Annotated in this window: 17 protein-coding genes; 8 read left to right on the top strand and 9 right to left on the bottom strand. The window is 58.9% G+C overall.

What is annotated here, in order from left to right; translation table 11 throughout:
• Window positions 1-36: 36 nt before the first annotated feature.
• Window positions 37-225 (top strand): hypothetical protein, encoded by a 189-nt coding sequence (locus ACQ4OB_RS18990; RefSeq protein WP_010460665.1) that lies wholly within the window; start codon window positions 37-39, stop codon window positions 223-225.
• A 19-nt stretch (window positions 226-244) separates the two neighbouring features.
• On the opposite strand, the gene ACQ4OB_RS18995 is transcribed toward ACQ4OB_RS18990, so the two are convergent.
• From ACQ4OB_RS18995 to ACQ4OB_RS19005, 3 genes are all read right to left on the bottom strand, one after another.
• The gene (locus ACQ4OB_RS18995) at window positions 245-616 is read right to left on the bottom strand and encodes a fe2+ zn2+ uptake regulation protein (protein ID WP_076031225.1); all 372 of its coding nucleotides are present in this window, start codon (window positions 614-616) and stop codon (window positions 245-247) included.
• A 299-nt stretch (window positions 617-915) separates the two neighbouring features.
• Complete coding sequence (locus ACQ4OB_RS19000; protein WP_074876351.1) at window positions 916-1,917, bottom strand: FecR family protein; 1,002 nt, start codon at window positions 1,915-1,917, stop codon at window positions 916-918.
• A 98-nt stretch (window positions 1,918-2,015) separates the two neighbouring features.
• Window positions 2,016-6,821, bottom strand: coding sequence for a dermonecrotic toxin domain-containing protein (locus ACQ4OB_RS19005; protein ID WP_430956243.1), 4,806 nt, complete (start codon window positions 6,819-6,821; stop codon window positions 2,016-2,018).
• Window positions 6,822-7,053: 232 nt separating this feature from the next.
• Between ACQ4OB_RS19005 and ACQ4OB_RS19010 the strand changes: the two genes are divergently transcribed.
• On the top strand, window positions 7,054-8,133 hold the full coding sequence (locus ACQ4OB_RS19010) for an Ldh family oxidoreductase (protein ID WP_430956244.1): 1,080 nt from the start codon (window positions 7,054-7,056) through the stop codon (window positions 8,131-8,133).
• A gap of 54 nt (window positions 8,134-8,187) precedes the next feature.
• Here ACQ4OB_RS19010 and ACQ4OB_RS19015 read toward each other — a convergent pair whose 3' ends face one another.
• The gene (locus tag ACQ4OB_RS19015) at window positions 8,188-8,505 is read right to left on the bottom strand and encodes a DUF883 family protein (RefSeq protein WP_074876356.1); all 318 of its coding nucleotides are present in this window, start codon (window positions 8,503-8,505) and stop codon (window positions 8,188-8,190) included.
• Window positions 8,506-8,670: 165 nt separating this feature from the next.
• Between ACQ4OB_RS19015 and ACQ4OB_RS19020 the strand changes: the two genes are divergently transcribed.
• Complete coding sequence (locus ACQ4OB_RS19020) at window positions 8,671-8,922, top strand: hypothetical protein (RefSeq protein WP_008155229.1); 252 nt, start codon at window positions 8,671-8,673, stop codon at window positions 8,920-8,922.
• On the opposite strand, the gene ACQ4OB_RS19025 is transcribed toward ACQ4OB_RS19020, so the two are convergent.
• Window positions 8,897-9,832: a LysR family transcriptional regulator gene (locus tag ACQ4OB_RS19025; protein ID WP_074876357.1), complete on the bottom strand. Its 936-nt coding sequence runs from the start codon at window positions 9,830-9,832 to the stop codon at window positions 8,897-8,899. The two genes, ACQ4OB_RS19020 and ACQ4OB_RS19025, sit on opposite strands and share 26 nt — an antisense overlap.
• 85 nt (window positions 9,833-9,917) lie before the next feature.
• Here ACQ4OB_RS19025 and ACQ4OB_RS19030 point away from each other — a divergent pair, with 85 nt between their 5' ends.
• Window positions 9,918-10,841, top strand: coding sequence for a carbon-nitrogen hydrolase family protein (locus ACQ4OB_RS19030; protein ID WP_102614759.1), 924 nt, complete (start codon window positions 9,918-9,920; stop codon window positions 10,839-10,841).
• Between the two features lie 140 nt (window positions 10,842-10,981).
• On the opposite strand, the gene ACQ4OB_RS19035 is transcribed toward ACQ4OB_RS19030, so the two are convergent.
• The 3 genes from ACQ4OB_RS19035 to ACQ4OB_RS19045 all read right to left on the bottom strand — a co-directional run bounded on the left by ACQ4OB_RS19035 (window position 10,982) and on the right by ACQ4OB_RS19045 (window position 14,121).
• Complete coding sequence (locus ACQ4OB_RS19035; protein WP_102614758.1) at window positions 10,982-11,455, bottom strand: LEA type 2 family protein; 474 nt, start codon at window positions 11,453-11,455, stop codon at window positions 10,982-10,984.
• Window positions 11,456-11,511: 56 nt separating this feature from the next.
• Window positions 11,512-12,984 (bottom strand): nucleobase:cation symporter-2 family protein, encoded by a 1,473-nt coding sequence (locus tag ACQ4OB_RS19040; RefSeq protein WP_074876365.1) that lies wholly within the window; start codon window positions 12,982-12,984, stop codon window positions 11,512-11,514.
• A gap of 243 nt (window positions 12,985-13,227) precedes the next feature.
• Entirely contained in the window at window positions 13,228-14,121 is an 894-nt protein-coding gene (locus ACQ4OB_RS19045; protein ID WP_430956245.1) for a LysR family transcriptional regulator, read from the bottom strand.
• Window positions 14,122-14,224: 103 nt separating this feature from the next.
• Here ACQ4OB_RS19045 and ACQ4OB_RS19050 point away from each other — a divergent pair, with 103 nt between their 5' ends.
• Entirely contained in the window at window positions 14,225-15,316 is a 1,092-nt protein-coding gene (locus ACQ4OB_RS19050) for a polyamine ABC transporter substrate-binding protein (RefSeq protein WP_430956246.1), read from the top strand.
• Window positions 15,317-15,337: 21 nt separating this feature from the next.
• A complete protein-coding gene (gene speB / locus ACQ4OB_RS19055; protein WP_430956247.1) occupies window positions 15,338-16,297 on the top strand; it encodes an agmatinase in 960 nt (319 codons plus the stop codon).
• A 54-nt stretch (window positions 16,298-16,351) separates the two neighbouring features.
• Here speB and ACQ4OB_RS19060 read toward each other — a convergent pair whose 3' ends face one another.
• Window positions 16,352-17,404 (bottom strand): aldo/keto reductase, encoded by a 1,053-nt coding sequence (locus ACQ4OB_RS19060; RefSeq protein WP_430956248.1) that lies wholly within the window; start codon window positions 17,402-17,404, stop codon window positions 16,352-16,354.
• A 202-nt stretch (window positions 17,405-17,606) separates the two neighbouring features.
• On the opposite strand from ACQ4OB_RS19060, the gene ACQ4OB_RS19065 reads away from it, so the two are divergent.
• Window positions 17,607-18,323 carry a helix-turn-helix transcriptional regulator gene (locus ACQ4OB_RS19065; RefSeq protein WP_074876375.1) on the top strand — a complete coding sequence of 239 codons (717 nt, stop codon included), beginning with the start codon at window positions 17,607-17,609 and terminating at the stop codon, window positions 18,321-18,323.
• Window positions 18,324-18,375: 52 nt separating this feature from the next.
• Window positions 18,376-18,717, top strand: coding sequence for a nuclear transport factor 2 family protein (locus ACQ4OB_RS19070; RefSeq protein WP_008069241.1), 342 nt, complete (start codon window positions 18,376-18,378; stop codon window positions 18,715-18,717).
• Window positions 18,718-18,799 lie beyond the last annotated feature (82 nt).

An 18,799-nucleotide genomic window follows, 5' to 3' on the forward strand; every position in this document is an offset into this window, starting at 1 on the left:
ACAAATCGGATAATTTTTCAGGTTCAGGAACTCGCAATGACTCAGTCGCAACGTTTGAAATACTCGATTCTGATCTCGCTCGTGGTGTTGGGGATCATGTTCGGACTTTCGTATCTGCAAAACGCAGGTGTCATCAGCGAGAAGCTGTTTCAGTACATCGCCATCGGCGTGGCGGTGATCGTGGTGGTGGTCAATGGCGTGATGCGCCGCAAGGTCAAACCCTGAACGACGCATCTTGCGCGGATCACTCGCGATGAAGAATGGCTGCAGCGTGCGGATGCAGGCTGTAGCTTTTGTCCGGATTGAGCGTGATCACGCCTTCGCTGCACAAGCGTTTCAACACTTCCCGCACACTGAGAAAGGACAGGGGAATACCCAGCTCCAGCAAGTGGCTGTGCACGCCGCGCACGCCGAGGCTACGGTCGCTTTCGGCGGCAGTCAGCAAGGCGTCGATGACTTTGAGGCGGATCAGGCTGGTTCGCAGGCCAAAGCTCTTGAGCAGCAACCTGATCCGCTCGTTGGCATTGCGCTCAATGCGTTGACCAAAAACACCGGAGCCCATGGCGGAGCCCTTTGGCGCACTGCTACCGTCCGTTGGCAGTTGCGAGTTGTACATGCAAAAACTCCTTTTTCGAGCCGGCCAGGAAATGTGATGGGTGCTCTCATTCAATAAGACGTACGAGCGGGGCAAATAATGAAGCCCCGAATGTAGAAATTTTGTCGCCATCACGTCAGCGCCCCGTGAGATGCCTGTGAAAAGCGCTTTCATGGCCTAAATTTTTTGTCAGCGGTACTCGATATTTGCAGGTTCGTGACCTTCGATGACTAAGGGCCACCAGAAAGGTGGCCGCACAGTAACGCTGAAGATGCTGGAGCGAGAAAAAGCAGGCCGCACCCCGCAAAAGGGGGCGGCCTTCAGCTTTTTGGGGGGTGTTGCGCAAGGGAGTTGAGGACCGGATTGCCATCCTTGTTGCGGGTCAGGTAGACCGGCAATACCTTGGGCAGGGAAGCCACCAGGTTGTCGAGCTCCTTGATGTTGTAGATGCCGCCGATGCGAATCGAGCCGGTACTGCTGTCGGCCACCATCACCGGTTTGCTCAAGTAGCGATTGATCAATGGCAATGCATCGGTCAACGCCAAATCATCGAGCACCAGTTTTCCGCTGCGCCAGGCCAGTGAGTTGTCATTGTCGTAGGTCTGACTGATCCGCGGAGTGAAGTCGCCGCGTCTATAGCTCGCCTGCATTGCTGGTTCGAGGCGCAAACCGTCACCCGCAACGGCGTCGTTACTGCTCACCAGCACCGAACCTTCTATCAGGTTCACGCGTACCTGATCTTCATACATCCAGACGTTGAATCTGGTTCCGGTTACCCGAATCCTGCCTTCGGCCGCTTTGACAATGAAGGGGTGTTCAGTGTCATGGCTGACGTTGAAGAAGGCTTCGCCTTTTTTCAGCGTGATCCGACGTTGATCCTTGTAGTTGCTGAACGTCAGCTCACTGCCCAGGTTCAGTTCCACCTGACTGCCATCGCTCAGGGTGACCTGGCGGACATTGTCGTTCGCTTCGAAATGTTGATAGGAATTGGGCAGCCAGCCCAGGTTCCAGCCGCTATAGGCCGCCAGCGGCAACGCCACGGCACAAACCGCGGCGGCGATACCGAAGGTGCGCCAAGGCGTTGCAGGTTTGGCGCGGACCATCGGGACTACGGTGGCTGGACGGGGCAGGTCCCCCGCGACATCCCAGATCTCCAGCATCGCCTCGTACTCGAACGCGTGAAGCGGATGAGCGTCATGCCATTGCTCGAATGCCAGCCGCTCTTCAGCGGTGCAATCGTTGGCGTGCAGACGCATGCACCAATGCGCAGCGGCATCGGTGATTGCGTCATATTGGGCTTGCGAGAGTGAGTTATCGGTCATTGACCCATCCTGATTTCCCGCATTCTAACCTTGAGGGGAAGTCTGCGAGAACAACCGTCATGGCAATTGCCCAGCAAATCGGTCGTTATTTTTCTGATTCACGGGGTGCTGGTATGCAGTTGGCGCCCCATTTGGCTGATGAGCCATGAAACGCTGTCGGCGTTACCGAGTTGCACCTTGAGTCGGACCAATGGATCTCGCTTGAAAATCTTGCGGGCGGCGCTCAGGTTTTCTCCGCCGGTCAAGGCCAATATATGCGCTCTTACCTGATCAGTATTTTCATATGAAGTGTTGCCCGGGTCCTCCCACACACCGGTGTCAGGATCTTCGGTCATGAACAACCGGGTAAGAGGGGTCTTGATCGAAAGTGCGGTGGCCTGCAGCGTGGTCAACGCGTCCTTGAGGTCACTGGCAGTTGCGCTGGCCTGCCCAATCAGATGGGGAAATGGTCTGCTGGAGTCGAGGTAAGCGATGTCTTCGGTTTTGCAGACGATATGCGAAAGCTCATGAATAAGGGTGACTGCTTGAGCATGGGTGTTGATAGGGAAGGAAGGCTCGGAAAGATGTGTGCGGTAGAACTCGAAACCGGTATCGAAGAACTTTTCTGCCAGATAGATTTTCCGCTTCGCATCCGTTGGAACGATGAAGCCGAATGTTGTTGCCGCGCCATCGAGTACCCTGCCGATGGCAAAACGATTGGTTTTCGGCTTTCTGAGTGAGGGGTCCAACAAGGCCGCAAAAATGTCTCCAAAGACTTTTTCAAGCTGTTCCACATGCACGGGCTGCACTTGCGGTACTTCAATAAAATCCATGATGAGTTGATGCACGGGGGTAACGGTCTTGTCGGATGACTTCAGCAATTGCAGATTTTGAAAGCAGTTCCAGGCATAGGTGGTTGCCAGGTCCAGCGCTTCGTCAATCTGGCGGGCCTTTTGCGGAAACAGTCGACGGATTTCGCGCATTCCATTGGCATCGATGTTCATGCCCTCCCAAACCGAAGATACGGTGCGCCACCGATCGCTGATGCTGAAGCGGGGCGCTGGCGTTTGCCTATCCAGAACCCATTGTTTCGACACGTTCTGACTCAGCCGGGGACCGCGATTGCTGGTGTCAGCGATGCGCCAGTGTGTGCCGCGCTTTGTGACCGGATATACCTTTCCTTCAACCGGTGCGTAGGTCTTATTGGTCGTCGGATGGGTATAGAGGCCCAGACTCGAATTTAATGTGAGCGAATTCAGGTCGACATCAAGGCTTTCATGACGCTTCAACTGCGTACGTTCGGGGGCTGTAATGGCGACTTCCTGCCATTTGAAGCGGGTATCGGAAGTTTCTGGTGCCGGTGTAGTGGGCGTTGAAGATGGCTTCGCTTGCGATTCCAACGACAGTCGCAACGTGGCGAGTTGTGCAATGCCGCTGATAAATTCCTTTATCGCCGCTCCCCATTTGTGCGTTTGAAGGTCTTCGGCGGACTGCTTGATGTCTCGGTAACTGCGCCACACCGTAATCGGGTAGGCAAGCTTGCCCATCAGGAACGTAAATGCCCCTTGCAGATCTTCACCCAGCACATGCTTGATGGTTGCCCACTCAGCCTGCTTGTTGTCATCGGCCTGACAACCGAGCAATCGTGCCAGTAAAGCGGCGTTGTCATCGAACAAGTGCCCGAACAGATTCCCCTTGATCGGGTTGGACGCCAGCGTCACCTCGGCAAGGCGGCTATTGGTGGTCTCCATCCTGTGTTCGAGCAGTATCCGATCAGGCTGCGGCAGGTTCATGAGTACCCAGTCGAGCAGATCGCCGCGTGTCTTCAGTTCATTCAGGAGCTGTGTTTCATTTTTATACTCTTTCACCCCGTACCCGGGGCTATGAGGCGCGACAAGGACCTGTGGCGCGGTGCTATCGGCCGATGAGCCAATCAGATAAACGCCAGGCACCTTGACCGGTTGTTGACGCTTGATGCCCAGGAGCTCAAGTGGGCGGATGATCGCGTGGGCACCGTCGACTGCCGCGCGGGCGATAGCGTCGGGCATGTCCATGACTTGGCGTATCAGATCAAACCCCGTCTCGCTGAGGCGCTCCTGCAATTTTTCCGTGTGGGCGTAATGCATCAGCTGCCAGGGCAATTGCGTGTAAAAACGCTTCCTGCGGTCCTTGGCATTCGCCTGGGTGTCTGCAAAGGCTTCGTTCAGTGTCTTTTGTTGAAGTTCACCCAGCTTCAAGTTTCGTATCAGGTCTTTGATGTAGCTTTGGTCCATATCCTGGGGGATCGCGGTGTTATCGAGCGACACCAGTTTGAAATGGGTTTTGTCCAGATCCTTGAAATGGGTCAGGGCAAAATCGGTCAGGGTTTGGGTGCTGGCCGCAGACCTCGAGCGCTTGTCGATCTGTATCTGGACCTTATCTGGATCGATGTCGAACGTATCTGCCTTGAGTTGTTTTTCAAGTGCATCGTGCGCCGTGCGTGCCAGGGAGCGTATGCCAGTGAGGTAGTCCTGATCATCGGTCACGTTGTTGAGGTATTGCTGAAGCAACTCCCCGTGCAGTATCTGGTCTTGAATGGACGCCTTGGCCAGCCATGCCGGTAGTTTTTGCTGAGTGATCAGGGATTGGGCGATGTCCGTCGCGCGATCTGATCCGGTCATCGGTTGGCGCAATGCCACCAGCATCAGGAGATTGGCCAGGGGCGTCGCGGGAAGTTTCGTGGCCAGCGCACGGATGACGCACGCCTGGTCCAGCTGGACAAAGGGCTTTTGCACGTGATCGAGAAAATCCTCATCTATTCGCTGCAGCGGCGCCAGGGTGTAGCTCCGGCCAGCGACTCTCTCGCTGCGTCCAAGGTTCTCCAGAAGGGTGGTGCGATCATCGGTGTCCTTGAGACGTCGATCCAGCTCGGTCAGCAATGGAGGCAATGCCTTGAAAGCTTCGAATCCCGAGGCTGGCGTCCACAAAATCGCCTTGCCTGAATGCTTCGGGTCCAGGCCTCCACGTTCAGTCAGCACAAAACAACTGGCCAGTTTCAACGTGGCTGTGGCCCCGCTTGCCTTCAATGCCAAGGAAAATACGTCCGGCAAAAAACCGTTCAATGCTGCCCGCTGCAAGCGTACCGGGGTATCAAGCACGGTGTTGATGATCGCCTGTTCCGTGGCACTGAGGGTGCGCATGACGGCGTGCAGTTTCAATTCGCTGCGCAATGCCGTTGACAGGGTTTGAGTGAAACGCGATTGCAGGCTCCCAAGCGAGGAGTTGAAGATACGCTGGACTTCGGCAATCGTTCGAGTGTTCGCGGGAATGACCGGCTGGTTTTCGAGCAGTAGCTCCAGCGGCTGCTTAACGGTGGAAAGAATGGCCAGATGCTCCTTGGCCGACTCGCCGCGGACGGCCGCTGGTTGCGCGCTCGGGCGCCGGTCTGCGTGTGTACTCCAGCGTCCTTCGGCATCGGCGGCCAGCAGTCGAGCGTCGATCAGTCCGCGGACATCCAATGCCTTGTCGAACAAGGCTCGGGGATCCTGCGTGCCTTCGCTTTCACGGTATTCGCTCAGCGCATAGGCCAGATTCTCGCGTTGCTTGCCAAGGATGTCGGTCATCAATTGTTCAAACACCGAGCCGATGATCGGTTCACCGACAATCACTTGTTCTTCCGGCTTCATTGAAAGAAACGTAGCGCGTTCGTCCAATGACAGAAAGTTGAGCAGCGTGTCTTCATGTCCTTGGCTTTTCAACATCTGCGCGACGATTTTCCCGACAGCGGGGAGGTCGCTCGTAGCCTCGATGCCTCTCGACGGGGTGTACAGAAAATCCAACGTGTCGCTGCTGCCGATCATCAGGGTGGAGGCGAGTTCCACGTATTGCTTGAAGGGGGCGGTGACACGGACTTTTTCGGCACGAAGCGGATCGTCGATGTCAGGTTCAAGGCTGAGATTCATCAGTCGCAGGTATTGCTGCGTCGTTAGAACACGTTGTTGGCGCTGTAGCAAAAGTTTCAGGTGAAAGGTATCGCGCAAACCCTCGGCAAAAAACTTCCCGCGTAACTGCCCATTGTTCATCGGTGTGTTCCAGAACGTCTTGAGCAGGTCTTGCAAGCGCGGGGTCAACGTTTGTGCGATCTCTTTGACTGCGCTTTCCCAGGCCTGGTTATCGGCGGCGCCGCTCACATTGTGCAGGGGGTTGGAAAAAACTCTGGTATCGCCAGTGGGCCACTGATGGGTCAGGTAGTAATGCAGCAGCGTTTCGCTCAGTGAATGCGAGGAAAGCAATTGCTGGTCATCGCTTTCGATGACAAAGCTCTTAACTCGGGTAAGGCGCTGGTCCAGTTCGGGGAACGTTTCATGCAACGCGGTCTTGAGGGTTTCGTCCAGCATCGATTGCAGCGTTGGCAACTTGAGCAACTCGCCCATCATCGCCCTGATGTTCTGAGCCTGATTGCGTTCGAGGATGAGTTCCTGGTCCTGTAGCACCGCACCTTCGATGACTTGCGTGGTAATGCCCGGCGCAGTGGCGGCAGCCAAGGCGCTGCGTTGTTCAAGGGAAAGAAAGCGCAGCAGCTCACGCTTTCCAGTGGGCTGCGTCAGCCATTCCTGGAGTTTGCTTTTGAGGCTCTTGAAGTCCGCGAATTTGACCAGGCCTTTCCACGGTGTATAGAGCGTGACTTCCCCATCATTGGGCCGGCTCATGGAAAAAGCGCCGGCCAAGGGGATGCCTGACGCGTCGGGTACGCTCAGAAGCAACCGGTCGACGTGCATGGGCTCGCTATTGGCGATACGGGCCGCATGCGTTGCCAGATAAACAGCACTCAACCACTTCAAATCATCAAGCGTGAAGGACAGTGCCTTTTCGCGTTCACCGGGTTGTTCGGCTTTGGATGCAAGTTCTGCCTCGTCGAAAAAATACGGCAGTGGGGGAGTCATCATGGTTTTTCCTCGATGCGCTACGACCGGCGGGTAATCGCCTGTCGTTGGATTGAGGAAAAAACAGTACGGCCAGTGGCTGGCTCGGGTGCGGTACATATTGCTTGAACCGAACAGGCTGTCGAGACTTGACAGGACGCTGGTAGAACAGCGCTTAATCGACAACTGTTTTGGGTTGCCTTGCAACCTCGCTGCACCCTGTTGCCCGTACTCAAAAATAAAACTGGAGCTTCAGATGACCGCAACGCCCGAAGTGGCCGTCAGTTCGAACACTCAAACGCTCGATTTCGACGCGCTCGTTGTTTTGCTCGAGCAGATTTTTCAACGCCATGGCACCTCCGCCGATGTCGCCAGGACACTGGCCCTCAACTGCGCCGGCGCCGAACGCGATGGCGCCCATAGTCATGGTGTATTCCGCATTCCCGGTTACGTGTCGACGCTCCAGAGTGGCTGGGTCAATGGCCAGGCCGTGCCAGTGGTCGAGGACGTGGCTTCGGGTTTTGTCCGGGTCGACGCGTGCAATGGTTTCGCCCAGCCGGCCCTCGCCGCAGCACGCGGGTTGTTAGTGGAAAAAGCCCGCAGTGCCGGGATTGCGGTGCTGGCTATTCGTAACTCCCACCATTTCGCCGCCTTGTGGCCGGATGTCGAGCCCTTCGCCTATGAAGGTCTGGTCGCACTGAGTGTGGTCAACAGCATGACCTGCGTGGTGCCGCACGGTGCCGATCGCCCGCTGTTCGGAACCAACCCGATCGCTTTCGCCGCCCCTCGGGCTGACGGCGCTCCGATTGTCTTCGACCTGGCGACCAGCGCCATTGCCCATGGCGATGTGCAGATCGCCGCACGCAAGGGTGAGCGTTTGCCGCCAGGCATGGGGGTGGACGGCCTCGGCCAGCCGACCCAGGACCCGAAAGCGATTCTGGAGGGCGGCGCGTTGCTGCCATTTGGCGGCCATAAAGGTTCGGCGCTGTCGATGATGGTCGAGCTGTTGGCAGCGGCGTTGACCGGCGGCAATTTTTCCTTCGAGTTCGATTGGTCGAACCATCCGGGGGCCAAGACGCCGTGGACGGGCCAACTGTTGATCGTGATCGACCCGAGCAAGGCGGCCGGGCAGAGTTTTGCCGAGCGCAGTCAGGAACTGGTCAGGCAGATGCACGGTGTGGGGCTCAAGCGTTTGCCAGGGGATCGACGTCACCAACAACGTGCCAAGTCCAGCACCGAAGGCATCCCGCTCGACGCTCAGACGTTGGCGAATTTGCGGGAATTGGCCGGGCTCTCAGTCCGGCATACTCTCGGTCTGCATAAAAACCGGGCATGAAAAAGGCGAGCTGCGTGCTCGCCTTTTTGCGGGTACTGATTAAAACGGGGGCGCTTAACGTCGACCCAGCAACAACCCGACTACCAGGCCGAAACCGGCAGAGATGGCCACGGTTTGCCACGGATGACCACCAATGTAGGTTTCAGTGGCTTCGACCGCAGGTTTGGTCCGGTCACGAACGCTGGTGACGGAGTCCCTAGCCTGCTGAAGTTTCTGGGCGATTTGCCCACGAAGTGTGTCCGCTTCCTCACCGACGAGCGAGGCGCTGCTTTTGAGCAGTTTCTCTGACTCTTCGATCAGAGCCTGAAGTTCGCTGAAGGCTTGATCCTTGATCTGTTCTTCGGCAACTTGTGCGGCGGTTTTCCGGGCCATTGAGGTACTCCTTGCAGTTAAATGGACAGTGAACAGTGGAGTGTGTCATCAGCGAAAAAGTTGCAGTGGATTTTCGCGTAGACCCAACCTTGACGAAAAATCCTGAGTCGGACATTTCTTCCTACAGTGTAAGATGTCGCCTATTTTACGCAGCAGGTAACTCCCATGAGCTTCAATCTGGCCGACAAACCCCTTGCCGAGCGCGCTGCGCTGGAAGATGAGAAATCCCGTCTGTTCGATCTCTGGCAAAGCAACCTGGGCAAGTCCAAGGGTGAAGCCGCGCGGTTGTTCGGTGAACGCGCCAAGCGCAAAGGCAAATGGGCCGAGTGGGTCCGTGCCGAACTGGATGGCATGTCGCCCCCGGAATTCGCCAATATGGTGCGCAGCGAAGTCAATCGCCTGATGGCTGCCAAGTAGCGCTCGCAAAACTCGCGACAATCGCTTCGCGCACTTTCAACACCACCGGATCGAGCAGCGTACTGGTGCGCCAGCCGAGTTCGATCGGGTATCGCGGCAACGCCAGAGGGCAGGGCAGCAGTGCCAGTCCGCTGAGCGCTGCAATGCTTTGCGCCGCATGGGCCGGAATGGTCGCCACGGCCTGACTGCCCTTTAGCAAGTGCGGCAACGCGGCAAAGTGCGTGGTCGAAGCGCATACCCGCCGAGCCAGCCCCAGCGCCGCCAGCCCTTCATCGGTGATCCCGATAAAGCCGCCCGACGACACCAGAATGTGCTCGCGGGCGACGAACTCATCCAGGCTCAGGGTCTGTTGACCCTCGGCCAGGCTGAGCGGGTCCGCCAGGCACAGATAGCCGCCTTCCCCCAGTACCTGACGGCTGAGCAAGCGTTCGGCAAACCCACCGGCGGTGATCGCCAGATCGATGCTGCGTTCCATCAACGCCTGGGCGACGATCTGACTGTGGGTCTGACGAAAGATCAGCCGCAGCTTCGGCGCGACGCGGGCGATTTCTTCAATCAGCCGTCGCCCATAAGCGATTTCGAAATCATCGGACATCCCCACGGTCACCGAGCGTCCGTCATATTGGTGGGCGGCCGGATCGACCATCGCCAGGCTCTGCCGGCATTTGTTCAGGGCATCGCTGACCACCGGTTTCAATTGATTGGCCTTGAGTGTGGGGGCGAGTCCGCGGCCGGTGCGTACGAACAACTGATCGCCATACACCTCGCGCAATCTTCGCAATGCCGCGCTGACCGCCGATTGGGTAACGCCCAGGCGCAAAGCGGCTCGGCTGGCGCTGGATTCCTCGTGGAGCGCTTCGAAAACTTTCAGCAGGTTGAGATCGACGGCGGCGATATTCATTTGGTTCATATCATTAAGCAGCAAACGGGGCTTTATTCATGATCCTTTGGCGCCGGAGAATGGGCAACCCCTCATTGCTTTCGGAGTTACTGCGATGCCCAAGTCAATCGTTGCTGCACTGCAAATCGGCGCCTTGCCCGGTGGCAAGGCCGAGACACTGGAACAGATCCTTTCCTGGGAAAACGCGATCATCGAATCCGGCGCGGCGCTGGTGGTCATGCCCGAAGCATTGCTTGGCGGTTACCCCAAAGGCGAGGGCTTCGGCACTCAGCTGGGTTACCGCCTGCCGGAAGGGCGTGAAGCCTTCGCCCGGTACTTTGCCAACGCAATCGACGTGCCCGGCGCGGAAACCGAAGCCTTGGCCGGGCTGTCAGCGCGCACCGGCGCCAATCTGGTGATCGGTGTCATCGAACGTGCCGGCAGCACCTTGTTCTGCACGGCGTTGTATTTCGATCCGCAGGCAGGCCTGGTCGCCAAGCACCGCAAGCTGATGCCCACCGGTACCGAACGGTTGATCTGGGGCAAAGGCGATGGTTCGACGTTGCCGGTAATCGACAGTCAGGTCGGGCGGATCGGCGCGGTGATTTGCTGGGAAAACATGATGCCGCTGCTGCGCACCGCGATGTACGCCAAGGGCGTGGAGGTCTGGTGCGCGCCAACGGTGGATGAGCGGGAAATGTGGCAGGTCAGCATGCGCCATATCGCCCATGAAGGACGCTGCTTTGTGGTCAGCGCCTGTCAGGTTCAGGATTCACCGCACGCCTTGGGCGTGGAGGTCGCCAACTGGCCGGCGGACCGCCCGTTGATTGCCGGTGGCAGCGTGATCGTCGGGCCGATGGGCGACATTCTGGCGGGGCCGCTGCGTGACAGCACCGGTTTGCTCAGCGCAGAAATCGATACCGATGACCTGGTCCGCGCCCGTTACGACTACGACGTGGTCGGGCACTACGCGCGCCCGGACGTCTTCGAACTGACAGTAGATGAGCGGGCCAAACCCGGTGTCCGCTTCAACACATAACCCCTGTGGGCGAGCCTGCTCGCGATAGCGGTGGGCCAGGCATCTAATGCGTTGAATGTGCCGCCGTCATCGTCGGAACGCCGCCCGGAGCAGGCTCGCTCCCACAGTTATTCGGTGTCCCCTGTCGGAGCGGGCTGCCCTCACCAGGTGCCGGTCGTCGACGTTGGCAGGCTAAGTTTGCCAGTGTCCACGAAACGCAGGGTGCCGAACACGCCGCCCGCGAGTTTGCCGCGCAGGACGTAGGGCAGGTTGTCGAGGGTTTGGGTTTTGCCCAGGCCCAGGGTCTGGCGCAGCACGGAGAACGCCGAAACACTCACCGGCACGGTCAGCACGGTTTCGGAAAAACGTGCAATCGAGCCCGATTGATCACTGACACCAGAAGCGAGCGGCTGGCCGTTGACTTCCAGGTCCAGGGCGACGCCGTTGTAATTGATGGTGGTCTCGTTGGGGTTTTGCACGCGTATTTTCACGGCAAAGCGTACTTCCATGTCCTGGCTTTGCAACGGCTCGAAGCCGACCACGTTGATGTTCAGCGGGTCGCGATTGGGCAGCAGGGCGCAGGCGCTCAGGGAAAGCAAAAGCAGGCAAAGGATAACGGTGTGGACACTGCGCATGAACGTGCTCTCTTAAAGAAAAGGCCGAACCGCCAGTGGCTCGGCCAGGAGCATTTCTAGCGGTTCAAGGGTGCGACAGCGGCAGGCGAGACGGGTTCACCCTTGGCCGGGACATCCGGGTTTTCCATGACCCGCAGGATCGAGGCTTCCGGATCGAAATCGTCTTCTTCCAGCTCGATGAACTCTTCAGGCAGGAAGATGTTGAGCACGATAGCGCACAACGCGCCGACGGTGATCGGCGATTCGAAGATGTTGTGCAGCGCCTTCGGCAACTCGCGCAACACTTCCGGCACGGCTGCGACACCCAGGCCCATGCCGAGGGAAATCGACACGATCAGCATGTTGCGTCGGTGCAGGCCGGCTTCGGCGAGGATCTTGATCCCGGCGACGGCGACGGTGCCGAACATCACCAGCTCAGCGCCACCGAGTACCGGTTTGGGCATCAGTTGCAGCACCGCGCCGATCATCGGGAACAACCCCAGCAGCACCAACAAACCGGCAATGAAGAACGCCACGTAGCGGCTGGCCACGCCGGTTAGCTGAATCACGCCGTTGTTCTGGGCGAAGGTCACCATCGGCATGCTGTTGAACACGGCGGCCATGGCCGAGTTGAGGCCGTCGGCGAGCAGGCCGGACTTGATCCGGCGGATGTAGATCGGACCTTTGACGGGCTGGCGGGAAATCATCGAGTTGGCGGTCAAGTCACCGGCGGCTTCCAGTGGCGATACGAGGAAAATCACCGCCACTGGCACAAACGCCACCCAATCGAAGTTAAAACCGTACTTGAACGGCACCGGCACGCTCATCAAGGGGACTTCGGGCAGGCTGGCGAAATCGACGTCACCCATCAGCCAGGCCACGAGATAGCCGAGGGTCAGGCCGATGACGATCGCACCGAGGCGCAGGAACGGCACATCGACCCGGTTCAACAGCACAATCGTTCCGAGCACCAGGGCCGCCAGGGCCAGATGACTGGCCGCGCCGAGGTCCGCCGCACCGAAGCCGCCGGCGATGTCGGTCATGGCGACTTTGATCAGCGACAAACCCATCAGCGTGATGATCGTGCCGGTCACCACCGGAGTGATCAGCATCCGCAATTTGCCGATGAACTGGCTCAACACCACTTCGATAAAGGCAGCGAAAAAGCACACACCGAAGATGGTCGACAGGATTTCATCGGTGCCGCCACCCCGGGCCTTGACCATGAAACCGGCACTGAGAATCACGCTGATGAATGAGAAGCTGGTGCCTTGCAGGCACAGCAGGCCGGAACCGATCGGGCCGAAACGTCGCGCCTGAACAAATGTGCCCAGGCCCGAGACGAACAGCGCCATGCTGATCAGGTACGGCACTTCGCTTTGCAGGCCGAGGGCGCCGCCCATGATCAGGGTCGGGGTGATGATGCCGACGAAACTGGCGAGCACGTGTTGCAGGGCGGCGAAGACAGTGGCGGTCAGGTGCGGGCGATCGTCGAGGCCGTAAATCAGGTCGTTATTGCGCGAGGCAGGGGCTTTTTCGGAGGCGGTCATGGTGAGGTGCGTGCCAGAAGGCGGGCCGGGTCAAAAATGGAGGCGCAGGATGCCAGCAGCGGGCATCAAGGGCAAACGATACAGAAGTGATATACACAGAACCCGTGGCGAGGGGGCTTGCCCCCGTTGGGCTGCGAAGCAGCCCCTAGCATTCCTTCAGGCAAAACTGTTTCAGCTGATCTTGCGACTGCTTCGCAGTCGAACAGGGGCAAGCCCCCTCGCCACAAAAACTGTTCTGGGGCTTCAGGAGAACGCCGCGAGTAGATCCTCTTCAAAGGCTTTCTGTGCATCCCCCGGCACCTGGGCGCGATGGCGGGCCAGATGGAATGCCACGTCGAAACTCATATCGCCACGGCGCACGGCCCGCAGTAGTCCTTTGTCTTCCCAGCTGCGGGCAAAGTGTTCGGGTAAATAACCGATGTGCTTGCCAGAGAGAATGAAGGCGAGGGTGCCTTCGACTTGCTCCGAGCGCGCCGAACACCTCTTCCCCTGGAAGGGCTCGTCGCTGCGCAGGAAGCGGTAAGGGTGATCGACCCGATCGCAAGCCTGTAGCGCTTGATCGTCAGGCGCCTCATTGGTGAACAACGGATGGCCGGCGGCGCAATACAAGTGCTGGGTTTCGGTAAACAGTTCGCGGTAGTCAAAAGCACTTTGCACTTGTGAGAAATAGCCGATCGCCAGGTCCAGTCGTTGTTGCAGCAGCAAGCGTTCCATCTCGCCGGGCATGGCGCTGATCAATTCGATACGTACCGATTCGTCCCGTTCGCGAAAACGCCGGATCGCATCGGCCACCCGTTGCAGCACGGATTGATCGAGCGCTTCGGACAGCCCCAGCCGCACCTCGCCGATCAGGCGCCCGGCCACTCCATTGGATTGATGGCGGAAGGCTTCGATGGACTCGAACAGGCTGCGAGTTGCATTCAGCAGTTGTTCTCCCTTGGGTGTGATCTTGAAACCACCCTTGCCGCGACTGCACAGGCGATAACCGAGTCGGGTTTCCAGTTTGGCCATTTGCTGGCTGATGCTCGACTGACTCAAGCCCAGTTCCCCCTGGGCTGCACTGAAACCACCGCACTCCACCACGTTGACGAACAGACGCAGCAGTTGCAGATCGAGATCGTGGAGTTGGCTGAGCATCAAAACATTACTCCTGGATAAAGTCAGGATAACTAACTTGGTATTTTTCCAATGTATCCGACGACGCATTCTGCATCCACTTCATCTGGTCAGGTGTTCCGTCATGGCTCCCATGTTCAAGCTGTGTTTACCCGCGCTGTTCCTCGCCATGGCTGTATCGGCCCAGGCCGAGGAAAAAGCCCTGAATCTCTACAGTTGGTCCGATTACGTAGCGCCGGAAACCTTGCAGCGTTTCGAGCAGGAAACCGGTATCCACGTGCGCTACGACACCTTTGATTCCTCGGAGGTGCTCGAAACCAGGTTGCTCACCGGGGGCAGCGGTTATGACGTGGTCGTGCCGTCGTCCAGTGTGCTGGCCCGCGGATTGGCCGCCGGTGCGTTGAAAGAGATTCCCCACGAAGGCCTCAAGGGTTACGCCAACCTCGATCCGGATTTGTTGGAAAAACTCGCCGCCGTCGACCCCGGCAATCGCTATGGCGTGCCCTACACCTGGGGCACCCTGGGCTTGGGGATGAATGTCGTGGCGGTGAAACAGCGCTTGCCGAATGTGCCGCTCAATAGCCTCGATTTGCTGTTCAAGCCTGAGTACGCCAGCAAATTGAAGGACTGCGGCATTGCCATTCTCGATTCGCCTCAGGAAGTCGTCGGCCTGGCGTTGCATTACCTGGGTAAAGATCCCTACAGCACTGACAGGGCTGATCTGACAGCCGCTGAGGCGTTACTGCTTCAGTTGCAACCGAATGTGCTGTACGTCGCGACCGGTCGACAGATCAGCGATCTGGCCAATGGTGATGTTTGCCTGGCGCTGACCTACAACGGTGACGCCAGCATGGCCGCCGACCAGGCGCGCAAGTCCAACAAACCGTTCGAAGTGGCGTACCGGATTCCGAAAGAGGGCACGCTGGTCTGGCAGGACAACCTGGCGATCCCCAAGGACGCGCCTCACCCCGAAGCGGCCCGCGCCTTTATCGAGTTCATGTTGCGCCCTGACTCCGTCGCGGCGCTGACCAACACACTGTTCTTTGCCACGGCCAACCAGGCCGCAACGCCGCTGGTGGATGAGGCGGTGCGCAGCGACCCGGACATTTATCCACCCGCCGACGTTCGCGCTCTGCTGTACGCCGACCGCAGCATGAGCCTCAAGGACCTGCGCCAGCGCACTCGCTTGTGGACCACTTTCCGTAGCCGCCAATAAGCCAATAACAAGGAGCACCTGATGGACATCCCGATGCAAAACGATCAGGCCATGACCCGCGACAGCCTCTACGGCACCGCCGCAGAAAGTACCTACGCCGGTATCACTAGTTTCATGCGCCGTCGCTACAGTCGCGACTTGCGCGGCGCCGACGTAGCGGTCAGCGGTGTCCCGTTCGACACCGCCACCAGCAACCGCCCCGGTGCGCGTTTCGGACCACGGGGCATTCGTGCCGCGTCCACCGGGATTGCCTGGGAGCGCCATTGGCCATGGACGTTCGACCCGTTCGACCATCTGGCGGTGATCGACTACGGCGATTGCGACTTCGATTACGGCACACCGCAGTCGGTGCCGGAAAGCATTGAAGCCCACGCCGAACACATACTCAACGCCGGTAGCGCGATGCTGACGTTCGGCGGGGATCACTTCATCACGTACCCGCTGCTCAAGGCCCATGCGCGTAAGCACGGTCCGCTGTCGTTGATCCACTTCGACGCCCACAGCGACACCTGGCCGGACGAAGACGGCAAGCGCGTCGATCACGGCACGATGTTCTGGCACGCGGCCAAGGAAGGGTTGGTGGATCCGTCGCGTTCGGTGCAGGTCGGTTTGCGCACCACCAATGACGATCACCAGGGCTTTCAAGTGCTGGATGCGCGGCAAGTGCATCGAGGTGGCGTTGATGCGATTGTCGAGGCCATTCGGGCACGGGTCGGTGATCACCCGGTGTACCTGACGTTCGACATCGATTGCCTCGATCCGGCTTTCGCTCCAGGCACCGGAACGCCTGTGTGCGGCGGCCTGAGCACGGTGCAGGCGCTGGAAATCCTCGGCGGCTTGCGCGGGATTAACCTGGTGGGGATGGACGTTGTGGAAGTGGCGCCGGCCTACGACAGTGCGGACATTACCTCACTGGCGGCGGCGACGTTGGCGATGGAAATGCTGTGCCTCTATGCCGCGAAGCATAAGGTCGACCGGTAAAGCGCGGTGAAAACTGTGGGAGCGGCGGTGCGGCGCTCCCACATTTAATCTGTGTCAGGCCACCGGGATGATCGGCAGATCCAGGGTTTCAGCCCCGGTAAATCGCGCCATCGACCCGGCAATGGATTCATGGGGCACGCCCATCGCCACACCACTGACCCCATCAAGCCGCGACAACTGTTCAGCACTCAATTGCACATTCAGCGCCCCCAGCGTCGCATCCAGTTGCTCACGGGTGCGCGAGCCGAGAATCGGAATCAGCGCAGTGGTCGAGCGCTTGGCTTTTTCCCGCAGCCAGGCAATGGCCACGTGCGTCGGGCTGGTGTCCAGTTCTGCGGCGACGACCAATAAAGTGTCGAGCAGGGCGGTTTCACGGGTGCTTTTCTCGGCGTGGATCAGCATGCCGAGTTTGGCAGCGCGGTTGTCGCCATCGTTGGTGCGGTACTTGCCGGTGAGGAACCCGCCACCCAACGGTGACCATAACGTAGCGGCCAGGCCCAAGGCTTCGGCCATCGGCAGTTGTTCACGTTCGGCGGTGCGTTCGGCGAGGCTGTATTCCACCTGAATCGCCGCAATCGGCGAGAAACCACGAATCTCGGCCAGCAAATCTGCCCGAGCGATGCGCCACGCCGGGAAGTTCGACAGCCCGGCGTAATGAATCTTGCCGGCGCGTACCAGGTCGTCGAAACCGCGCAGGATCTCTTCCATCGGGGTCACGCCATCGCTCATGTGGGCCCAGAACAGGTCGATGTGGTCGGTGTCGAGTCGTTTCAGGCTTTCTTCGACGGCGCGAACCATGTTCTTGCGGTTGTTGCCGGTGTGGGAAATACCCGCGGCCGGCGTGGTCCCCAGGGTGTATTTGGTGGCGATGACCAGGCGATCCCGTTCCGCTGCGATGAATTCGCCAAGCATGGCTTCCGACTGGCCAGCCTGATAGCCGTTGGCGGTGTCGATGAAATTGCCGCCGGCCTCCAGGTAGCCATCAAAGATGCGTTTGGCTTCGTCGCGCTCGGCGCCATGACCCCAACCGGTGCCGAAGTTACCGGCGCCCAACGCCAGTTCCGAGACCCGCAAGCCGGTTTTGCGGCCGAAGACTTTGTAATGCATGGGATGACTCCTGAAGGAAAAGACGTGGGTCGAATAGAAAATTTTGTCGACACGCATTTAATATGATGTTGGTAATATTTTGCGTCAAGGCGCTTTTCCGTTCGCAAGAGGATGGCCGACCACCGGTCTGACTGCTACTGCCACTTTCTGACAGGTGCCTCTGCTAAGCTCCGACAACTTTTACGGACAGAGCCTGCCGATCGTGTCGCGTACCACTCGTTTACTGACCTTGTTGCAAGTACTGCGCGGCAAAAGTCGTCCGGTGACCGCGGCGACGCTTGCCGGCGAATTGCAGATTTCTGAACGTACGCTGTACCGCGACATCGCCGAACTCTCCGCCCTCGGCGCGCCAATCTACGGCGAAGCGGGGATCGGCTACGTGCTGCGCAGCGGTTTGTTTCTGCCACCGTTGATGCTCAACGCCGATGAAACCGAAGCCATTGTGCTGGGGTTGCGCTATGTGGATCAGCGCGGTGATGAAGTGTTGAGCAAAGCGGCGGCGGATGCGCTGGCCAAGATTGCGGCGGTATTGGCGCCCGAAGCGCTGGACGCGTTACGCAACCCGACGGTGTTGCCGGGACCGCCCGGCTATGGCTTTGCACCCAACGCCGTGCCGCTGAATGTGTTTCGCCAAGCCATCCGCGATCAGGCCAAGCTCCATATCGATTACGCGGACGCCAACCAGGTGCCGAGTCAGCGGCTGATCTGGCCGCTGGCCCTGGGTTTTTTGAACGAGGTGCGAATCATCGTCGCCTGGTGTGAGTTGCGCAGCGCCTATCGGACCTTTCGCACTGACCGGATCTCGGCGGCGAACGAGCAGGGCGAGCGTTATCCGGGGCGGCGCAGCGACCTGCTGCGCACCTGGCGCAAGCAGATGCAACTGGACGAAGCCGGGCGCTTCACTCCTGACAAGAACTGACACAGGCTTGTTTTAGCATGGCTGCAGAATCAACAAACAAGGAGCCGTAACCATGTCCAATCCCGCCTCTTCACTGGCGCCCGCCATCGCCGCCTACATTGCTGCCGCCAATGCCCGCGACACCTCACGGGTTGCCAGTTTTTTCGCTGAGGATGCCAATGTGTTCGATGAAGGCCAGCACCAGGTCGGCACTCACGCCATCGCGCAATGGATGCAAGACACCGCCCAGCGATACCAGCCACGGGTCGAAGTGCTCGACGTGCAACTGCGCACCGGCAAAGTGCTGGTGCATAACCTGATCTCCGGAACGTTTCCCGGCAGCCCGCTGGAATTGCGCTACATGTTTCGCCTTAATGAACAGGGCAAGATCGCCCGGTTAGACATCTCCCTCTAACCGATCACAACAGATCGCCTGTAGCCGCTGTGTTGGGGGGGGGGGGGGGGGGTGGTCCTCCCCAACCCAAAAAAAAACAGAA

The sequence above is a fragment of the Pseudomonas sp. ES4 genome (assembly GCF_050586665.1).
GTDB classification, from domain to species: Bacteria; Pseudomonadota; Gammaproteobacteria; order Pseudomonadales; family Pseudomonadaceae; genus Aquipseudomonas; species Aquipseudomonas frederiksbergensis.

What these genes read in the sequence shown, in the direction of transcription:
- ACQ4OB_RS19070 (WP_008069241.1), top strand. Translation starts at nt 18,376, where the DNA reads ATGTCCAATCCCGCCTCTTCACTGGCGCCCGCCATCGCCGCCTACATT.
- ACQ4OB_RS19025 (WP_074876357.1), bottom strand. Translation starts at nt 9,832, where the DNA reads ATGAACCAAATGAATATCGCCGCCGTCGATCTCAACCTGCTGAAAGTT.
- ACQ4OB_RS19060 (WP_430956248.1), bottom strand. Translation starts at nt 17,404, where the DNA reads ATGCATTACAAAGTCTTCGGCCGCAAAACCGGCTTGCGGGTCTCGGAA.
- ACQ4OB_RS19010 (WP_430956244.1), top strand. Translation starts at nt 7,054, where the DNA reads ATGACCGCAACGCCCGAAGTGGCCGTCAGTTCGAACACTCAAACGCTC.
- ACQ4OB_RS19020 (WP_008155229.1), top strand. Translation starts at nt 8,671, where the DNA reads ATGAGCTTCAATCTGGCCGACAAACCCCTTGCCGAGCGCGCTGCGCTG.
- ACQ4OB_RS19050 (WP_430956246.1), top strand. Translation starts at nt 14,225, where the DNA reads ATGGCTCCCATGTTCAAGCTGTGTTTACCCGCGCTGTTCCTCGCCATG.
- ACQ4OB_RS19005 (WP_430956243.1), bottom strand. Translation starts at nt 6,821, where the DNA reads ATGATGACTCCCCCACTGCCGTATTTTTTCGACGAGGCAGAACTTGCA.
- ACQ4OB_RS19000 (WP_074876351.1), bottom strand. Translation starts at nt 1,917, where the DNA reads ATGACCGATAACTCACTCTCGCAAGCCCAATATGACGCAATCACCGAT.
- speB (WP_430956247.1), top strand. Translation starts at nt 15,338, where the DNA reads ATGGACATCCCGATGCAAAACGATCAGGCCATGACCCGCGACAGCCTC.
- ACQ4OB_RS18990 (WP_010460665.1), top strand. Translation starts at nt 37, where the DNA reads ATGACTCAGTCGCAACGTTTGAAATACTCGATTCTGATCTCGCTCGTG.
- ACQ4OB_RS18995 (WP_076031225.1), bottom strand. Translation starts at nt 616, where the DNA reads ATGTACAACTCGCAACTGCCAACGGACGGTAGCAGTGCGCCAAAGGGC.
- ACQ4OB_RS19030 (WP_102614759.1), top strand. Translation starts at nt 9,918, where the DNA reads ATGCCCAAGTCAATCGTTGCTGCACTGCAAATCGGCGCCTTGCCCGGT.
- ACQ4OB_RS19015 (WP_074876356.1), bottom strand. Translation starts at nt 8,505, where the DNA reads ATGGCCCGGAAAACCGCCGCACAAGTTGCCGAAGAACAGATCAAGGAT.
- ACQ4OB_RS19040 (WP_074876365.1), bottom strand. Translation starts at nt 12,984, where the DNA reads ATGACCGCCTCCGAAAAAGCCCCTGCCTCGCGCAATAACGACCTGATT.
- ACQ4OB_RS19045 (WP_430956245.1), bottom strand. Translation starts at nt 14,121, where the DNA reads ATGCTCAGCCAACTCCACGATCTCGATCTGCAACTGCTGCGTCTGTTC.
- ACQ4OB_RS19035 (WP_102614758.1), bottom strand. Translation starts at nt 11,455, where the DNA reads ATGCGCAGTGTCCACACCGTTATCCTTTGCCTGCTTTTGCTTTCCCTG.